Annotated in this window: 18 protein-coding genes; 10 read left to right on the top strand and 8 right to left on the bottom strand. The window is 60.5% G+C overall.

Features of this window, described 5'->3' with window-relative positions:
- The first annotated feature begins 211 nt into the window (after nucleotides 1-211).
- Together DDE77_RS09210 and DDE77_RS09205 are read left to right on the top strand one after the other, a co-directional pair.
- Nucleotides 212-2,188, top strand: coding sequence for a bifunctional 2',3'-cyclic-nucleotide 2'-phosphodiesterase/3'-nucleotidase (locus DDE77_RS09210; protein ID WP_108397155.1), 1,977 nt, complete (start codon nucleotides 212-214; stop codon nucleotides 2,186-2,188).
- A 48-nt stretch (nucleotides 2,189-2,236) separates the two neighbouring features.
- Nucleotides 2,237-2,950: a ribonuclease T2 family protein gene (locus DDE77_RS09205; RefSeq protein ID WP_108397154.1), complete on the top strand. Its 714-nt coding sequence runs from the start codon at nucleotides 2,237-2,239 to the stop codon at nucleotides 2,948-2,950.
- Nucleotides 2,951-2,953: 3 nt separating this feature from the next.
- On the opposite strand, the gene DDE77_RS09200 is transcribed toward DDE77_RS09205, so the two are convergent.
- Nucleotides 2,954-3,397, bottom strand: coding sequence for a MarR family winged helix-turn-helix transcriptional regulator (locus tag DDE77_RS09200; RefSeq protein ID WP_425430738.1), 444 nt, complete (start codon nucleotides 3,395-3,397; stop codon nucleotides 2,954-2,956).
- A gap of 105 nt (nucleotides 3,398-3,502) precedes the next feature.
- Between DDE77_RS09200 and DDE77_RS09195 the strand changes: the two genes are divergently transcribed.
- Nucleotides 3,503-3,934 carry an organic hydroperoxide resistance protein gene (locus DDE77_RS09195; RefSeq protein ID WP_108397152.1) on the top strand — a complete coding sequence of 144 codons (432 nt, stop codon included), beginning with the start codon at nucleotides 3,503-3,505 and terminating at the stop codon, nucleotides 3,932-3,934.
- Between the two features lie 49 nt (nucleotides 3,935-3,983).
- On the opposite strand, the gene DDE77_RS09190 is transcribed toward DDE77_RS09195, so the two are convergent.
- Nucleotides 3,984-4,190, bottom strand: coding sequence for a hypothetical protein (locus DDE77_RS09190; protein ID WP_157959746.1), 207 nt, complete (start codon nucleotides 4,188-4,190; stop codon nucleotides 3,984-3,986).
- Nucleotides 4,191-4,351: 161 nt separating this feature from the next.
- Between DDE77_RS09190 and DDE77_RS09185 the strand changes: the two genes are divergently transcribed.
- From DDE77_RS09185 to clpS, 4 genes are all read left to right on the top strand, one after another.
- Complete coding sequence (locus DDE77_RS09185) at nucleotides 4,352-5,095, top strand: ABC transporter ATP-binding protein (protein WP_108397252.1); 744 nt, start codon at nucleotides 4,352-4,354, stop codon at nucleotides 5,093-5,095.
- Nucleotides 5,092-6,624 carry a permease gene (locus tag DDE77_RS09180; protein WP_108397150.1) on the top strand — a complete coding sequence of 511 codons (1,533 nt, stop codon included), beginning with the start codon at nucleotides 5,092-5,094 and terminating at the stop codon, nucleotides 6,622-6,624. Before DDE77_RS09185 ends, DDE77_RS09180 begins: the two co-directional genes overlap by 4 nt.
- Nucleotides 6,624-7,088, top strand: coding sequence for a GNAT family N-acetyltransferase (locus DDE77_RS09175; protein ID WP_210204363.1), 465 nt, complete (start codon nucleotides 6,624-6,626; stop codon nucleotides 7,086-7,088). The genes DDE77_RS09180 and DDE77_RS09175 overlap by 1 nt, the downstream gene beginning before the upstream one ends.
- Nucleotides 7,089-7,159: 71 nt before the next feature.
- On the top strand, nucleotides 7,160-7,465 hold the full coding sequence (gene clpS, locus DDE77_RS09170) for an ATP-dependent Clp protease adapter ClpS (RefSeq protein ID WP_108397251.1): 306 nt from the start codon (nucleotides 7,160-7,162) through the stop codon (nucleotides 7,463-7,465).
- 3 nt (nucleotides 7,466-7,468) lie between these two features.
- On the opposite strand, the gene DDE77_RS09165 is transcribed toward clpS, so the two are convergent.
- Nucleotides 7,469-8,389, bottom strand: coding sequence for a flagellar motor protein MotB (locus DDE77_RS09165; RefSeq protein WP_108397148.1), 921 nt, complete (start codon nucleotides 8,387-8,389; stop codon nucleotides 7,469-7,471).
- 10 nt (nucleotides 8,390-8,399) lie between these two features.
- Nucleotides 8,400-9,260 carry a flagellar motor stator protein MotA gene (motA, locus tag DDE77_RS09160; RefSeq protein ID WP_108397147.1) on the bottom strand — a complete coding sequence of 287 codons (861 nt, stop codon included), beginning with the start codon at nucleotides 9,258-9,260 and terminating at the stop codon, nucleotides 8,400-8,402.
- 218 nt (nucleotides 9,261-9,478) lie between these two features.
- Between motA and DDE77_RS09155 the strand changes: the two genes are divergently transcribed.
- Together DDE77_RS09155 and carB are read left to right on the top strand one after the other, a co-directional pair.
- Complete coding sequence (locus DDE77_RS09155; protein WP_108397250.1) at nucleotides 9,479-9,862, top strand: VOC family protein; 384 nt, start codon at nucleotides 9,479-9,481, stop codon at nucleotides 9,860-9,862.
- A gap of 205 nt (nucleotides 9,863-10,067) precedes the next feature.
- On the top strand, nucleotides 10,068-13,379 hold the full coding sequence (gene carB, locus DDE77_RS09150) for a carbamoyl-phosphate synthase large subunit (RefSeq protein WP_108397146.1): 3,312 nt from the start codon (nucleotides 10,068-10,070) through the stop codon (nucleotides 13,377-13,379).
- 58 nt (nucleotides 13,380-13,437) lie between these two features.
- Here the strand turns inward: carB and ltaE are convergent, their stop codons facing one another.
- A complete protein-coding gene (gene ltaE / locus DDE77_RS09145; protein WP_108397145.1) occupies nucleotides 13,438-14,454 on the bottom strand; it encodes a low-specificity L-threonine aldolase in 1,017 nt (338 codons plus the stop codon).
- Entirely contained in the window at nucleotides 14,451-15,392 is a 942-nt protein-coding gene (locus DDE77_RS09140) for a methyltransferase (protein ID WP_108397144.1), read from the bottom strand. Before DDE77_RS09140 ends, ltaE begins: the two co-directional genes overlap by 4 nt.
- Before the next feature lie 358 nt (nucleotides 15,393-15,750).
- Between DDE77_RS09140 and DDE77_RS09135 the strand changes: the two genes are divergently transcribed.
- Nucleotides 15,751-15,960: a cold-shock protein gene (locus DDE77_RS09135; RefSeq protein WP_108397249.1), complete on the top strand. Its 210-nt coding sequence runs from the start codon at nucleotides 15,751-15,753 to the stop codon at nucleotides 15,958-15,960.
- 70 nt (nucleotides 15,961-16,030) lie between these two features.
- On the opposite strand, the gene proC is transcribed toward DDE77_RS09135, so the two are convergent.
- Together proC and DDE77_RS09125 are read right to left on the bottom strand one after the other, a co-directional pair.
- Entirely contained in the window at nucleotides 16,031-16,849 is an 819-nt protein-coding gene (gene proC, locus DDE77_RS09130) for a pyrroline-5-carboxylate reductase (RefSeq protein ID WP_108397143.1), read from the bottom strand.
- On the bottom strand, nucleotides 16,846-17,346 hold the full coding sequence (locus DDE77_RS09125) for a type III secretion system chaperone family protein (RefSeq protein ID WP_108397142.1): 501 nt from the start codon (nucleotides 17,344-17,346) through the stop codon (nucleotides 16,846-16,848). Before DDE77_RS09125 ends, proC begins: the two co-directional genes overlap by 4 nt.
- Nucleotides 17,347-17,732: the final 386 nt, after the last annotated feature.

Here is a 17,732-nt window from a genome sequence, read left to right as displayed (position 1 = left end):
GGACATCACCGCACCCGAGGCGGCGCTTGCGCACGCCCATCATCCAAATTGACCGCTTCCCCAAAAACGTCCTACCGTCACCTGCTGCCGTCATCTGGACGTCACCTCCGGGCGGCAAGAGCCAAGCGCCGGATGCATTGATCCGGCTGTTCGGGAGCGCGGGGCCCCCGGGCGTTTCTTTGTTCAGCCGAGCAATTCCGGGAGACGATCCATGAACTTCCTGCCCAAAATGTCGCGACGCACTTTCCTGGCGGGCTCCGCCAGCATCGGGGCAATGGCCGCGATGCATCCGTTTGCCGCCATGGCACAAGCCAACCAGGCGCATCTGCGGATCATCGAGACCACGGACCTGCATGTCGCCGTGTTCGCCTATGACTATTATGCCGACGCGCCCAACGACACGATGGGCCTCGCCCGTACTGCCTCGCTGATCGAAGCCATTCGTGCCGAAGCGGGCAATTCCATGCTGCTCGACAATGGCGACATCATCCAAGGCAATCCGATGGGCGACTACATCGCCTACGAAAAAGGCCTCGAGGACAATGTCCATCCCATCATCGCCGCGATGAACACGCTCGGCTATGAAGCCGCGACCTTGGGCAATCACGAATTCAACTATGGCCTGGAATATCTCGACAAGGCCCTTGCGGGTGCCGAGTTCCCGTTTGTTTCGGCCAACCTCGTGCGCGGCGAACTGGCCGCCGACCCGCTGGGCGATGACACCTATATCAAGCCTTACCTGATCGTCGAGAAAGAGCTGACCGACGGCTCGGGCGCGACCAAGACCATCAAGGTGGGTATTATCGGTTTCCTGCCGCCCCAGATCATGACTTGGGACGCAACCCACCTCACCGGCAAGGTCAACACCCGCGACATCGTCGAGACCGCCCAAGCCTATGTTCCCCGCATGCGCGAGGAAGGCGCCGATATCATCGTCGCGCTGTCACACTCCGGTATCGCCTCCGACCAGACCACAGGCGCTGAGAACGCCTCCCTGCAACTTGCCGCCGTTGAAGGCATCGACGTGGTGCTCACCGGCCACCAGCATCTGGTGTTCCCCGGCCCCGACTACGAGGGCGTTGAAGGCGCCGATATCGAAGCGGGAACTCTGAGCGGCAAGCCTGCCGTCATGCCGGGCTTCTGGGGGTCGCATATGGGCCTGATCGACCTGCTGCTCGAACAGGATGCCGAGGGCAAGTGGATGGTGGTGTCGCACACCTCCGAGGCGCGCCCGATTTCCGAGCGCGTGGACGGCAAGGTCAATGCCCTGGTCGAAGACGAGGCGGAAGTTGTCGCCGCGGCCCAGACCGATCATGAGGAAACGATCGACTATATCCGCCGCCCGGTCGGTGAAACGGCAGCACCGCTTTACTCCTACTTTGCCTTGGTCGCCGACGATCCCTCCGTGCAGATCGTGTCCCAGGCCCAGACCTGGTATATCGAGCAGATGATGAAAGGCACCGAATGGGAGAGCCTGCCGATCCTGTCGGCGGCAGCCCCGTTCAAGGCCGGCGGGCGCGGCGGTCCGGACTATTACACCGATGTTCCCGTGGGCCCCGTCGCCATCAAGAACGTGGCCGACCTTTACCTTTATCCCAACACCATCCAGGCGGTGGTCATCACCGGCGCAGACGTCAAGAACTGGCTGGAACGCTCGGCTGGCATCTTCAACCAGATCGAGCCGGGAGCTAGCGATGCCGAGCTCATCAACCCCGACTTCCCGTCCTATAATTACGACGTGCTCGACGGCGTTACCTACAAGATCGACCTGACCCAACCGTCCAAATATTCGGCCGATGGCAAGGAAGAGCTCAACCTCGATGCCAACCGCATCGTGGATTTGATGCACAATGGCGCCCCGATTGATCCGGCTGCCCGCTTTGTGGTCGCAACCAACAATTACCGCGCTGGCGGTGGCGGCACATTCCCCGGCATTGGCCCCGATGTGATCGTGTTCAAGGGTCCCGATACCAATCGCGACATCATCGTCCGCTATATCGTGGAAAACGGCACCATCGACCCCAAGGCCGACAGCAATTGGTCCCTTGCGCCGATCCCGGACACCACCGTGCTCTTTGCCACCGGGCCAAAGGCCGCCGACTATGTGGATGATGTGACCGCGGTCAAGATCGAGGCGACGGGCGAAACCAACCCCGATGGTTTCGGCATTTACCGCATCACGCTTTAAGCATCCGGGGCGGCTTTCGGGCCGCCCTTCTCACCCCGGGGAAACTTCATGCGCCTCTTGCCTGCCCTGCTGCTCATGCTGCTGCCGAGCCTTGCCATGGCTCAGGACAGGACGCAGTTCGTCCTCGCCATCAGCTGGCAGCCCGCCTTTTGCGAGACGCGACCCAATCGCCCCGAATGCGAGTCGCAGGTCGAAGGGCGGTTCGATGCCGGCCATTTCGCCCTGCATGGCCTTTGGCCGCAGCCGCGCTCGCGCGACTATTGCGGCGTCGATGCAAAAACGGTCGAGGCGGACGAAAGCGGAGACTGGGCCGATCTGCCCGAACCGGAACTATCCGCCGAGCTGCGCCGGGAATTGAACCGCGTCATGCCAGGCACCCAGTCGGCCCTGGATCGGCACGAGTGGATCAAGCACGGCACCTGCTACCTTGGCGATGCGGAACGCTACTTCCAGGATTCTGTCGACATGCTGGAGGCGATCAACGCATCTGAAGTGCGCGACCTCTTTGGTGCATCGATCGGCAAGGAGCTAACCCAGGCGGCGGTTAGGGCTACCTTTGACGCGGCGTTTGGCAAGGGCTCGGGTGATCGCGTGCGCCTGGCCTGTGTCGAGGATGGGGGGCGGCGGCTGATCAGCGATCTGACCATCGGCCTCACCGGCGAAATCGCTGGCCCACAAAGCTTTGCCGACCGCATCATGGACGCACGTCCCACCGATGGCGGCTGCGATGGCGGCATCGTCGATCCCGCTGGCCTGCAATAAGACTCACGCATCCGCCGCGTCGAGTTGCTCCCGCAAGCGATGCAGGCTGTCGCGCAGCATGGCAGCGGTTCGGGCATCCCCGCCCAATGCCTTGCCCACCGCAAGCGGCACTGCCAGCGCCTTTTCTCGGAGAGCCCTGCCCTCGTCCGTCAGGAAGATGCGCACCTGCCGCTCATCCTGCTTGTCCCGTTCGCGCCGCACCAGGCCGCGCCCCTCGAGGCGCTTGATCAGGGGCGTGATCGTGCCGCTGTCGAGGAACAATTTATCCCCCAGCGCCTTAACCGTGAGACCATCACTTTCCCAGAGCACCAGGAACACGAGGTACTGCGGATAAGTGAGTTCGAGCGCATCGAGCCGAGGCTTGTAGAACCGGGTGAATGCATGCTCAGCCGCATAGACGGCAAAACACAGCATGGAATCGAGATTGAGCGGATCTGTTTGTGCCACGGGACAGCCTCGTCGGAAAGACACCAGTACCATAGCGGAAATTTCTATTGCGCGCAATTGAATTGTTCGCTATGATCCTGCGAACACCAAATGAGGAGCTTCCCCATGTCGATCAAATCTGCTGTCTACACCGCCCATGCCCACACCACTGGAGGTCGTACCGGCACCAGCGCCACCGATGATGGTCGCCTGTCGGTCACGCTTGATACGCCTAAGGAAATGGGCGGCAATGGCGGCCCCGGCACCAATCCCGAGCAGCTGTTTGCGGCTGGTTATTCCGCTTGCTTCCTGGGCGCCCTCAAGGCTGTCGCCCGTGGCGAGAAGGTGAAGATCCCGGATGAAACCACGATCGACGCCGATGTGTCCTTCGGTGAAAATGCCAATGGCAGCGGCTTCAACATCGCCGTGGAACTCAAGGTTACCGTTCCCGGCATGGAACACGATCAGGCTCATGCGCTGGTGGAAAAGGCCCACACCGTCTGCCCCTATTCCAATGCCACACGCGGCAATGTGGACGTCAAGCTGACCGTCGCCTGAGGCTCCCCGCAAGAAGAAAGGGCGTCCTCGCGGACGCCCTTTTGCTTAGCTATTGCCCGTCGGGTGCAACGTCCACGCTGACAGCGGGAACATCCACATCGAGTGTGCCACTGCTGCCGCCACCATCGTTGTTGAAGAACACGAGGTAGGCGATTGCCAGCAGGGCAAATGCCACAACAAGGCCGATGATGATGCTTCCCGCGCTGCTGCGGCTGCCGCGGTCTACAATAACGGTTTCACGATCTACTGGCGCCATGAACTCAACTCCAAAATTGTTCGCAGCCACAACGCCTCGCCCCAAGGCTTGTTCCGCGTGGCGGATGAGCGCGCAAAACAGGGTTAAATCTTAACGATCTCTATTCACCCCCGCGAAAGGCGGAGCATCCTAGGCTCGGCAGGTCTATGCTGGAGCACCCCATGACGGTTTCTGCCCTTGCCATTACGAGCCTCTCCAAAAGCTTTGAGCGCAAGGTCGTTGATGGACTGGACCTGCAGGTAAGAGCCGGCGAGTTCTACGCCCTGCTCGGCCCCAATGGTGCGGGCAAGACTACGATCCTGCGCATGGTGGCAGGGCTGCTGCAGCCCGACCAAGGCGACATTTCCATTTTCGGCATGGACGCGCGGCGCGACCCCATTGCAGCCAAGCGCGTTGTCGCCTGGGTGTCCGACGAACCCATGGTCTATGACCGCCTGACGCCAATGGAATATCTCGAATTCGTCGCGGGCCTCTGGCAGATCGACGCGCGCGCGGCTGAGGCAAAAGCCAACGAGTTGATCGACTGGCTGGGCCTGCGCCCACACGCCAATGAGCTGTGCGGCGGCTTTTCCAAGGGGATGCTGCAGAAAGTGGCGCTGGCGGGCGCGCTGGTGCATGATCCCAGGCTCATCATCCTTGATGAGCCCCTTACCGGCCTTAATGCAGGCTCCGCACGTCAGGTCAAGGACGTGCTTTTGGGCAAGGTGCGCGAGGGCGTTACGGTCATCATGACCACACACATCCTAGAAGTTGCCGAACGCATGGCCGAGCGGATCGGGGTCATCACCAATGGCAAGCTGATTGCCGAAGGCACGCTGGCCGAGTTGCGCTCCCGTATGGGTCGTGAATCGAGCCTTGAAGACATCTTCCTTGACCTTGTTGCCCAAGGCGCGCAAGCCGCATGAGCGCCGCGCCCACATCGCTGAGCTGGTTTGCGCGGCATGAACTAACGCTTGCCTGGCGGGACTTCCTGGCGATACTGACCGGGGGCAATCGCGCGCGAGGCATCGGCCTTGCGATCTTTCTCGCCATTGTCGCGCTGGTGCTTCATCTCATGGCGTACGGCCTTATCAGCCCCTGGGCCGCCGAGGGGATCAAGGCGGATGCAGAGACCCTGGTCATGCTGACCGGCACGGGCCTTCTGTTCTGGACGGTGATGCTGTCCCAGTCGCTTGAAGCAGTGACGCGCATCTATTACGGCCGCTCCGATCTTGACCTCGTTCTCTCCTCCCCGGCCTCCTCGCAGCGCCTGTTTGCCGTGCGGGCCGGCTCCGTGATGTTGACCAGCGTTGTTTTTGCGGGCCTGCTTGCAAGTCCCCTGATCAACATGCTGGCCCTGTTCGATGGCCCGCATTGGCTCGCGGCCTATGGCGTGGTGATTGCCATGGGCGCGGTTTCAACGGCCCTATCGGTAGGCATCACCATGGCGCTGTTCCGCATGGTAGGGCCGCGCCGGACACGCTTCATTTCACAAATCGTTGCCGCGATCATCGGCGCCGGCTTCGTGATTGGGGTGCAGGCGGCCGCCATCCTCTACTACGGAGATTTCTCGCGCTTCGCGCTGTTCCAGTCGGAACCCATCATTACTGCGGCGCCAGGGGCCGACAGCGTCTTGTGGCTGCCGGCCAAAGCCGCCATGGGCGATCGGCAAGCGCTGCTGCTTATCCTGGCCATCGGCATTGGTGCGCTGGCCCTCGCGATTACTGTTTCGGCATCGAGCTATGCCCGTCTTGCGATATCGGCGGCTGGTCTCAACCATGTGGCAAGCCAACGGCGTCCATCCAGACGCCCCTTCCAGGCACGGTCGCAGCGGCAGGTCTTGCGGGTCAAGGAATGGCGCCTGCTCCAGCGCGACCCATGGCTTTTGTCACAAACCTTGATGCAGATCCTCTACCTTGTTCCGCCTGCGCTCCTTCTCTGGATGAACTTCGGGGCGACTGCGGGCGCCTATGTGGTTGTTGTGCCCGTGCTGGTGATGGCGGCAGGCCAGCTGGCGGGCGGACTGTCCTGGCTCGCCATATCAGGCGAGGACGCCCATGACCTGGTGACAACAGCGCCGGTTCATCCCCGCACGGTGCTGCTGGCCAAGATCGAAGCCGTGCTGACGGTGATCGCCGTTGTGCTCCTGCCCCTCCTGCTCCTGATGGCGCTTTCGGCCCCCTATCCGGCGCTGGTCACCGCCCTCTGCGCCGCCCTCTCGGCAGGCTCGGCGACCGCTATCCAGCTCTGGTTCCGCATGGTCGCCAAGCGCTCGATGTTCCGTCGCCGGCAGGTGGCTTCACGCGCGGCTACGCTGAGCGAAGCCTTCGCCTCCATTATGTGGGCCGGCACGGGAGCACTGCTTACCGCACAATCCTGGCTGGCGCTGGCGCCGGCCATCATGGCAATCCTGGTGCTGGTGATTGCCAAGCTGATCAGCCCCAGGAGAAGTTGATGGACCTCCGATTTCGCAATGCCACGCCCGAAGACATCCCAACCATGCTGATCCTCAGCCATGCGGGCGATGCGCGGGGCAGCGAAACACCACCCCTCGACCCCGCTACATTGAAGGATCCGCGCTACCGCGCCGCCTTCGATGAGATCAGCGCCGATCCCAATCACCGCCTTATCGTGGCCGAAAAGGATGGCGAGGTGATTGGCACGCTGCAGATCAGCCTCATGCCCGGCCTGCCCCGCTTCGGCATGAAGCGCGGTATTCTTGAAAACGTTCATATTCGTTCCGACCAGCGCGGCACGGGGCTTGGCACACAAATGGTGCAATGGGCGATCGAGCGCTGCCGCGAGGCGGGCTGCGGCATGGTGCAACTGACATCCAACAAGGTTCGCACCGACGCGCACCGGTTCTATCGCAAGCTCGGTTTTGCGAAGAGCCATGAAGGCTTCAAGCTTTTTCTCTAGCGCAAGCAGGGTGACGAGCGGGGGCAAAGCCCTGTAAAATGGCGCTGCTGCCCAAGGCAGGAGAGATTGCTATGGCCGACACCTCCGTCAAACCACGCGCCACCACCGTCCTGAAAACTGCCAAGCCGCCGCTGCACAAGGTCATCCTTCTCAACGACGACTACACCCCGCGCGAATTCGTGGTGCGCCTCCTCAAAGCCGAGTTCCGCGTCCCCGAAGCGCAGGCGCTCGGCATTATGCTGACAGCGCACACCAAGGGCGCCTGCGTGGTTGCAGTGTTCACCCGCGAAATCGCCGAGGAAAAGGCTACTCGAGCGACCGACTTTGCCAAGCAGAACGGCTATCCGCTCCTGTTCACCACCGAGCCGGAGGAATGAGCCTCAAAGCCCCATATCGGCAGGAACGGGCGGCGCCTCGTTCAGCACCACGATCTTGATGCGCTCGTTCGCAGCCTGGTAGGGATCGTTGGGGAAAAAGGGATCGGCACTGGACCGGCCAACAACAGCGCTGACCCGGTCATCCGACAAGCCGAATTCACCAAGCAGTGCCCGTACCACATTGGCCCGGTCGCTCGAAAGTTCCCAGGAACCATAGCGCGGATTGGCATAATTGGTCCCCGCGGCAGTGTGGCCGGAGATGGTGATCTGGTTGGACAGCTTCTGCAGGATCGGCCCCAAGGCAGCAATCGCCTGGCGCGCCTGTTCGGTCGGATATTTCGACCCTTCAGGGAACATGGGCGTGCCTTCCTGGTCGATGATCTGGATATCGAGACCCTCCTCGGTTTCCTCGACAAGCAGATTGTCGGAGATCTCGGTAATATCAGGCAAAGCCTGCCACGCCTGCCGAATGCTGGCCGCGGCGCTATGAAACGCCTGGTCGCGCACAGCCTTGAATTCCTGCTCGGCGACACCGCTGTCGCTTTGCGTGGTACCCGTCTCGCCATCATTGCCACCGGTGCCCTTGGCCTCGGCGCCGGCTGTCATGCTGGCTGGGGTGACGGCCCCATCTTGCCTGGACTCCAGCGACGATCCGGCCATCTTGGCGCCGGACGAATCCATGGCCGTGCCGCCCAGCATGCCGCCCGACCCGCTGGTCGTGGGCGCAACATTGGGTGGTGCAAAATAGTCGGCCAGGCCTTCCTTCTGCTCGGGCGTGGTCATGCTGATGAGCCAAAGCAGGAGAAAGAACGCCATCATGGCCGTCACGAAGTCGGCATAGGCGATCTTCCAGGCGCCGCCATGGTGCGCGTGAGCGGCCTTCTTGACCTTCTTGATGATGATCGGCTGGTCGTACTGCGCCATGGGGGAAAACCTATGCGGCCGCTAGATTGGCAGTGGCGGCATCCACCTCGGCAAAAGTCGGGCGGTCTTCCGACAGCAGCGCCTTGCGGGCAAACTCAATGGCCATCACCGGAACCTGACCCGAGATGTGGGCGAGCAGGCCCACCTTGAGCGACAGGAAGTACTTCGATTCAGCCTGGTAGATGTTGTTGAGCGATTGGGCGAAAGGCGCAAAGAAGCCATAGGCCACGAACACGCCAAAAAACGTACCCACCAGCGCGCCGCCGATCATGTGACCCAGCACTTCGGGCGGCTCGCTGATGGCGCCCATGGTGTGAATAACGCCAAGCACCGCGGCCACGATGCCCAGCGCGGGCGTGCCATCGGCGAGGGCCTGGACGGCTGAAACGATGCGGTGCTGTTCCTGATGGTGCGTTTCGAGTTCCTCATCCATCAACGCTTCCATCTCGTGGACGTTGTTGGACCCCAGCGTCACCATACGCAGATAGTCGCACACGAACTCCACTGCATGGTGATTATTGGCAAAGGTTGGAAAACGCTTGAACAGCTCGGATTCGTGCGGGTTCTCGATATGCTGCTCTAGCGCCAGGATGCCCTTGGATTGCACCAGCTTGAACAGGGTGAACTGCATGCCCAGCAGTTCCACATAAGCGGCCTTGTTGTATTTGGGACCCTTGAACAGGGTCCCAAGGGCACCAAGTGTTCCCTTGATCACCGGGCCCGTATTGCCGATCACGAACGCGCCGATGGCTGCGCCCAAAATGATCAGGAATTCAAAGGGCTGCCAAAGGACCTGGAAGTGACCACCGACGCCGGCATAGCCTCCCATGACGCAGCCGACGACAATGAGAATACCGATAATAAGGCGCATGGCACCAGAACTCGCTTTGGAAGGGCTGAGCAATAATCGCAGCCGGAGCCTGTTAGCCCTCAGCGTCAAGCTCCAGCAGCCGCACTATGGGCGTAGTAAGCTTAACAGGCGGTGTATTGAGGCATTCGGCCGCTTTGTAAGCGGATGGACCTTTTAGGCTGCTCGCTTGATTGAACCGCTCGCAGCTTGTGGCTAATTTGCTTGAGGAGGAGAGTGCCATGCTGCCCAGCGCCATCGAGGTTCTGACCTTGTTTGTCCACGATGTCGTTGCATCAAGGGCTTTCTACGCAAAGGTCTTCGCGCCCAGGATCGTGTACGAGGACGAGGTTTCGGCAGTTCTCGAGATGGGTGGTGTAATGGTCAATCTGCTCCAGCAGGAGCAGGCACCCGAGCTTGTGGCTCCGCTACCCATTGCTGATTCCACAGGCGGCGCGCGTTCGCTTCTCACCATCAAGGTCGAGAATGTCGATTCCCTCTGTTCCGAACTGGAAGCACTCGGCGTGCCCCTGCTCAACGGCCCTATCGACCGGCCTTGGGGGCGGCGTACCGCAGCCTTTGCTGATCCGTCCGGGCACATTTGGGAGCTGGTACAGGAGATTTAGCGGAAGCTGGGAACTCTGCGTCTGGTGCATCGCTGCCACCCCTTTCCTTTCCCAATCATCTCGGTTAGACAGCCCACCTAACCGCCATCTCTGGACCTGACCCCGCGCCGCAGCGCTCAGTTGCTGCGCGGTTTGCCGCGAGACAGGTGCTGTCCGGGCGATTCTTTCCTCGCTCGGCTTACATAGTCAGCTAAGCGAGCTCCCAATGCCAAAACGTACCGACATCAAATCGATCCTCATCATCGGTGCGGGTCCGATCATTATCGGACAGGCTTGCGAGTTTGACTATTCGGGCACCCAGGCGTGCAAGGCACTCAAGGAAGAGGGCTACCGGATCATCCTGGTGAACAGCAATCCGGCAACGATCATGACCGATCCGGACCTGGCTGACGCGACCTATATGGAGCCGATCACCCCTGAAGTGGTCGCCAAGATCATCGAAAAGGAACGCCCTGACGCGCTGCTGCCCACCATGGGCGGCCAAACGGCGCTTAATTGTGCGCTCTCGCTGCGCAAGATGGGCGTGCTGGAAAAATTCGGTGTCGAGATGATCGGCGCCACGGCGGAAGCCATCGACAAGGCCGAGGATCGTGAGCTGTTCCGCGACGCCATGAAAAAGATCGGGCTGGAAACACCCCGCTCCATGCTGGCGCACAACACGATCGAGGCGCTGCAGGCGCTTGAAGTCATCGGCCTGCCCTGCATCATCCGCCCGTCCTTCACCCTTGGCGGCACGGGCGGCGGTATTGCCTATAACCGCGAAGAATATCTCAACATCTGCGAAAGCGGCATCGACGCTTCGCCCACCAATGAAGTGCTGGTGGAAGAGTCGGTGCTCGGCTGGAAAGAGTTCGAGATGGAAGTTGTCCGCGACAAAAAGGACAACTGCATCATCGTCTGCTCGATTGAGAATATCGATCCCATGGGCGTCCATACTGGTGACTCCATCACCGTGGCACCAGCGCTGACGCTGACCGACAAGGAATACCAGATCATGCGCGACGCCTCCTTGGCGGTGCTGCGCGAGATCGGTGTTGAAACCGGCGGCTCCAACGTGCAGTTCGGTATCAACCCGCGCGACGGCCGCATGGTGGTGATCGAGATGAACCCGCGCGTGTCGCGATCCTCGGCGCTTGCGTCCAAGGCCACGGGCTTCCCCATTGCCAAGGTCGCTGCCCGCTTGGCTGTCGGCTATACGCTTGATGAGCTCGACAACGACATCACCGGCGGCATGACCCCGGCCTCGTTCGAGCCCAGCATCGACTATGTCGTCACCAAGATTCCGCGTTTCGCTTTCGAGAAATTCCCCGGCGCCGACAATCGCCTGACCACCGCCATGAAGTCGGTAGGCGAAGCCATGGCCATTGGCCGCACCTTCCAGGAATCGTTGCAAAAGGCGCTGCGCTCGCTTGAGACGGGCCTCACCGGCCTCAATGAAATTGGCATTCCGGGCCTGGGTGAAGGCGAAGACAAGAACGCCATCAAGGCCGCGCTGGGCACCGGAACACCCAACAGGCTCCTCCATGTTGCCGAAGCCATGCGCCTTGGCATGAGCCTTGAGGACATATTCGAGGCCTGCAAGATCGATCCCTGGTTCCTGGAGCAGATGCAGGGCATCATCGAGACCGAGAACAAGGTCAAGCAGTTCGGCCTGCCACAGGATGCGCAGAACCTGCGCTCGCTGAAGGCCATGGGCTTTTCCGATGCGCGGCTGGCCCAGCTCGCCAATGTGAAGCCGTCCGATGTGCGCAAGCTGCGCCACTCGCTTGACGTACGTCCAGCCTTCAAGCGCATCGACACGTCGGCTGCCGAGTTCGCCTCACCCACGGCCTATATGTACTCCACCTATGAAGTACCGTTCGGTGGCAAGGTGAACGACGAGGCACGCCCGTCCGACCGTAAGAAGGTGGTGATCCTGGGCGGCGGCCCCAACCGCATCGGCCAGGGCATCGAGTTCGACTATTGCTGCTGCCATGCCGCCTTTGCCTTGAGCGAAGCGGGTTATGAAACCATCATGGTCAACTGCAATCCAGAGACCGTCTCGACCGACTACGACACCTCCGACCGGCTCTATTTCGAGCCCCTGACCGAAGAAGACGTGATCGAAATCCTGACCACCGAAAAGCAGAACGGCACGCTCCATGGCGTGATCGTGCAGTTTGGCGGGCAGACACCACTGAACCTTGCCGAAGCCGTTCTCAAGGCCGGCGTGCCGATCCTGGGCACGCAGCCCGATGCGATTGATCTGGCCGAAGACCGCGACCTCTTCAGCAAGCTCCTTAACAAGCTTGAACTAACCCAGCCCAAGAATGGCATTGCCTATTCGCTCGAACAAGCACGCCTCGTGGCTGAACGCCTGGGCTACCCGCTCGTGATCCGCCCATCCTATGTGCTGGGTGGCCGCGCCATGGCGATCGTGCATTCGGCCAACGAGTTCGAGCGCTATGTGCAGGATACCCTGACGGGCCTTGTGCCGCCCGATATCCTGCAGCGCTACCCCAACGACAAGACCGGGCAGATCAACTCGGTTCTGTCCGACAATCCACTGCTGTTCGACGCGTACCTGTCTGGCGCCACCGAAATCGACGTGGATGCCCTCTGTGACGGCAAGGACGTCTATGTCGCTGGGATCATGGAACACATAGAGGAAGCCGGCATTCACTCCGGCGACTCTGCCTGCTCCCTGCCCCCGCAGAATCTGTCACCCGAGATCCTGGAAGAGCTCAAGCGCCAGACGCGCGAATTGGCCTTTGCCCTCAACGTAGGCGGGCTGATGAACGTGCAATATGCACTCAAGGACGGGGTTATCTACCTGCTTGAAGTCAATCCGCGCGCCTCGCGCACTGTGCCCTTTGTGGCCAAGGTGATCGGCGAGCCCATTGCCAAGATCGCCTCCCGCATCATGGCTGGGGAAAGTCTCGCCAGCTTTGGCTTGGAGGAAAAAACCTTCAAGCACGTCGCGGTCAAGGAAGCCGTGTTCCCCTTCAACCGCTTCCCGGGCGTTGATACCGTGCTTGGCCCCGAGATGAAGTCAACGGGCGAAGTCATTGGCCTCGACACCGATTTCGCAGTGGCTTTTGCCAAGTCGCAAATGGGCGCCGGCTCCAAGGTGCCCCAGTCGGGTGCGGCCTTCATTTCGGTGCGGGATGCCGACAAGCCGGCGATCATCGATATGGCACGGCACCTGGTTGAAGGTGGCTTCACCATCCTGGCGACCGGTGGCACCCAGCGCTACCTCGTCGAGAACGGCATAGCGGCAACCAAGATCAACAAGGTGCTTGAAGGCCGGCCGCACATCGTGGACTCGATGAAAAATGGCGGGGTGCAGCTGGTGATCAACACCACCGATGGCATGAAGTCGATCTCGGACAGCCGCGATCTCCGGCGCACAGCCTTGATGGGCAAGATCCCCTACTACACCACGATCGATGGGGCCCTGGCCGCCGTGGAAGGCATTGTTGCCCTGCAAAAGGGCAATCTCGTCGTCCGCTCCCTCCAGAGCTATTTCGCCGCTTAAGGCCGCAAACGACGCGAATACAAGGAAGGCGGGAAAGGAAACTTTCCCGCCTTTGCCTTTAGTGGAAAAAGGTCGAGACGACCTCCAGGGCGCCTTCGATGGCCTCGTCATCAACATCAAGATGGGTGACCCAACGCTGCTGGCCATAGCGTCCGGTGATCCCGACACCCTGCTCCAGCAAATGTTGGGTAAAGCGATCGCCCACAGCTGGGTCGATTTCCACAAAGATGATGTTGGTGTCGGGCCGGACAACAGACAGGGCATTGTATTGCGCCAACCCGTCGGCGAGGCGCTTGGCGCGACGGTGGTCATCCGCCAGCCGATCGATGTTATGATCGAGTGCATAGAGCCCAGCGGCAGCGAGAATGCCGGACTGGCGTAGGCCACCGCCCAGCATCTTGCGGTTGCGCCGCGCAGTTTCAATCAGATCAGCGCGGCCGACGAGAACCGAGCCGACCGGCGCGCCCAAGCCTTTCGAGAGGCAAATCGAAACGCTGTCGAATGGAGCAGTGAACGTCTTGATGTCGAGACCAAGGGCAACACAGGCATTGAAGGCGCGAGCACCATCCAGGTGGAGGCCCAGGCCATGGCGCTGAGCGATCTCTGCCACGGAATGCATATAGTCGACGGGCAAGACACGACCGCCGAAGGTGTTTTCTAGCGCAATGACGCGAGTGGTGGCGAAATGGTGGTCGCCCGACTTTATGGCCGCTTCGATATCTGCGAGCGCAAGGGTACCGTCGGGCTGATGAGCGATCGGCTGGGGCTGGATCGAGCCAAGCACTGCGGCGCCCCCGGCCTCGTATTTATAGCAATGCGCATTCTGGCCGGCGATGAATTCATCGCCGCGTCCGCAATAGCTCATCAGCGCAAGCAGGTTCGACTGAGTGCCCGAGGGCACATAGATGGCGGCATCCTTGCCCAACATGCCGGCGAGACGCTGTTCAAGCTGGTTTACACTTGGATCGTCTCCGAACACGTCATCGCCCACTTCAGCTTCCGCCATGGCTGCGCGCATGCCGGGCGATGGCTTGGTGACCGTATCGGAGCGAAAATCATAGCGGATGGCGTTCACGTCGGGCTCCTGTCCAAGGGTTTGCGCGCCACTACAAGCATACCGGCAATAGGTGCGCCGCGGTCATGGCGCAGTGTGGCTTTCTCAAACCGCAGCACTTCAAGCCCGGCATCGATCAGGGCCTGGCGTGTTGCAGTTAGACCGTGTGCATAGCGCAGCGAGGGGCGCAAAAACACCGCCTCTTCACCATCGTGTTCTTCAAGGGAAAAAGCCAGAAGGCCGCCCGGGCGCATGGCCCCGACCACCGCTGCAAGGATGGACGGCAAGGCGCCGCAATAAATAAACACATCGGCTGCCGTCACAAGGTCCGTTTCGCGAGATCGGCTGTTCAGGAACTGGACAAGCTCGGCCTTTTCGAGACGGTCATAGATGCGCTTGCGGGTTGTTTCCGCGATCATTGCGGCACTGAGGTCGATGCCTTCGAGGTATTCCACCTTGTCGCGCAGGCGTTGCCCCATGAGACCGGTGCCGCAGCCCAGGTCGAGGGCACGCTGGAACCGCCCAGTCCCACTTTCCACCATCACGGAATTGATGAGGCCATCGAGCAGATCGGGCACCTGGTAGCCGAGCCTGCCCACTAGAGCACTCTCGAACTTGGGCGCATACTGATCGAACAGGGCCTCGACATAGCTGATCGCCACGCCCTCGCCCGCAGCAGTCGCACCATGCACGGCGAGCTTGAGACGGGCGCCAAAGACGCCGTCATCATCAAGCGCCTCAAGCTGCCGCCAGGCCGCTATTGCGCCGGACAGATTGCCCGATTTTTCATGGTAAGTGCCCAGCAGGTCCCAGCCGGCTGTCCAATGGGGGACCAGTTCCAGAGCCTGACTGATCACATCGGCAGCGGCAGCATAGTCAGCAGTTTCCGCCAGCAGTTTGGCATAGCCCACGCGGCGGTCGGCGATCAGGTCGCCGGAGGAATGAAACGTCTTAGTCAAGACGAAAGATCTCGGAGGTCACCGGATCGGTTTGTCCGGCGGCGCGGTGTGCCGCAATTTGAGCCAGAATGCAAGCAGGTGTTGCGCGGACGAACCAAAGTACGCAATTGCTTGATATTCTTGATCATTACATCTGTTGAGCTAGCGAAAACCTAGCCAAAAGGGTCCAGTAAACAGATATTGAACGCCTATTTTTTTGCCGCTAAACTCCACGCATCGAATATTGCGGCCGACTGATCTGACAATGCGAACTTTCATTCGCCACTGCTGACGTCCCAAAACGATATTTCGATTACTAAGGTCTTGGTCAATTGTGACCAGGATTGCCTACAGCAGCCTGCACGAGGGAACGCGCATCATGGCAACTGGCACCGTAAAGTGGTTCAACGGCCAAAAAGGCTATGGCTTTATCCAGCCCGACGAGGGTGGGGCAGATGTGTTCGTACACATCTCCGCCGTCCAGCGCTCGGGCCTGAATGGCCTGGATGAGGGCCAGAAGGTGAACTACGAGATCGTCAAGGACAAGCGGACCGGAAAGTCCGCCGCCGACAATCTCATTGCGAGCTAACCGACCACATACGAACGATCATGAGGGGCGCGTCCAGGGAGGGATGCGCCTTCTTTATTTTGGAGGGTTTTCAGGAACGCCCCAGTTCCTCGCTGCGCCGACGCGCAGCTTCAGTGGTCTGCTCCATCAAGAGCGTCAGCCCTTCCATAAGGACGGCAAGGCCAGCGGCAGTGGTGCCGTTGGGGGACGTAACGTTCTGTCTCAGAACGGCGGGAGAGGCGGGATCGGCTTCCAGCAAGGCGGCCGAACCGATCAAAGTCTGGCGCGCCAGCAGGTCGGCGACAGTATCCGGCAGTCCCATTTTCTTGCCAGCTGCAGCAAGCGCTTCAACAAGGTGGAACACATAGGCCGGCCCCGACCCTGATATGGCGGTGACCACATCGAGTTGGGCCTCGTTGTCGAACCAGACAACCGGACCTGCCGCCTCCAGAAGCGCAGCAGCGGCGCTTCGATCTTCTTCGCTGACATCAGGACCAGCAACGGCGCCGGTAATGCCCTTGCCGATCTGGGCTGGCGTATTGGGCATGGTGCGAACCACCCGCCCCATGCCAAGGCCACGCGAGAGCCGCGCAATGTCTATTCCCGCCGCAATCGAAAGCGCCAGTGTGTGTGGCCCGATGACCGGCGCAAGCGTTTCAAGCACCGGGTCGATGATCTGCGGCTTGACCGCTAGCACCAGCACGTTGGGCTGAAGCCCCTTGGCTTCGCTATTGAGCGTCAAGCCATAATCCTCGGCAAGATCCTGGGCTGCGGGCCCGGGCGAGGGATCAACCAGAAGAAGGTTGGTGGAAGGCAATCCCGCTTCCAGCCAGCCGCGCGCCAAGGCAATGCCCATCTTGCCGGCGCCAACCAGCATGACAGGGCCTATGCTGCGCAGCGAAAGGCTCATGCTTCGCCAACCGTTTCAAACATGACATGGCTCAGCGCATCGGCAGCCGTCTTGCCAGCCCACACCACAAACTGGAAAGCCTGATAGTAGAGGTCACAGCTGTCGGTCGCTGAGCGCAGCAGCGCCTCGCATTGCTGGGGCGACACGTCGGCGCCACCAGTCAGCAGGTGCGAATTGCGGAACAGCACCACGCCTTCCTTGTTCCAGATATCGAAATGACCGATCCAGAGCTGCTCATTGATCAGCGAAATCAACTGCTTGATCTCGTTACGACGCCCTTCAGGCACCCGCAGATCAAAAGCCGAGGCAATATGGAGGCTCTCGAGGTCTTCCATCCAGTTGAAAGAGACATGGTAGTCGCTCCAGCCGCCTCGCACGGAGATGGAAATCTCGTCGGCATCCTGCCGCTCAAACGTCCAGTCATTGATCGAGGCGATATTCTCGATGATATCAACCGGATGGATATTCCGATCTGGCTCGACTTGAAGAAGTGACATTGACGGGTCCGTCCTGGCGACACGAATGGCTGTTTAACGCGGCAACTGGCCGTAAAACTATGGGTACTCAGGGAACTCGCCGCACGCACATCGGCTTACGAATCGTCCTGTTCAAGCACCCTACACCCCTTGTCTGATTCAGGGGACGCAACGCGGGCACAAGTCAGCAATCTCTTGTGGAAGATGATCAGGCTCAAAAGGTTAACGGAGCCTTAACGCCCGGTTAATCAGCCGTGAAGAAGGCGTCGGGCGGAACAGGTACGCAAGCTCTGTAGTACGTGGTGTATTGGCACGCCAACTTCCACCACATCGCTCGTCACCCTTGGGCTTGGACCCAAGGGCATTTTACTTGCGCAGAGATGGGCTAAACGCAGCCCTTGAGTGAG

Source organism: Devosia submarina (assembly GCF_003056345.1).
GTDB classification, from domain to species: Bacteria; Pseudomonadota; Alphaproteobacteria; order Rhizobiales; family Devosiaceae; genus Devosia; species Devosia submarina.
This window is presented reverse-complemented; position numbering and strand designations above follow the sequence as displayed.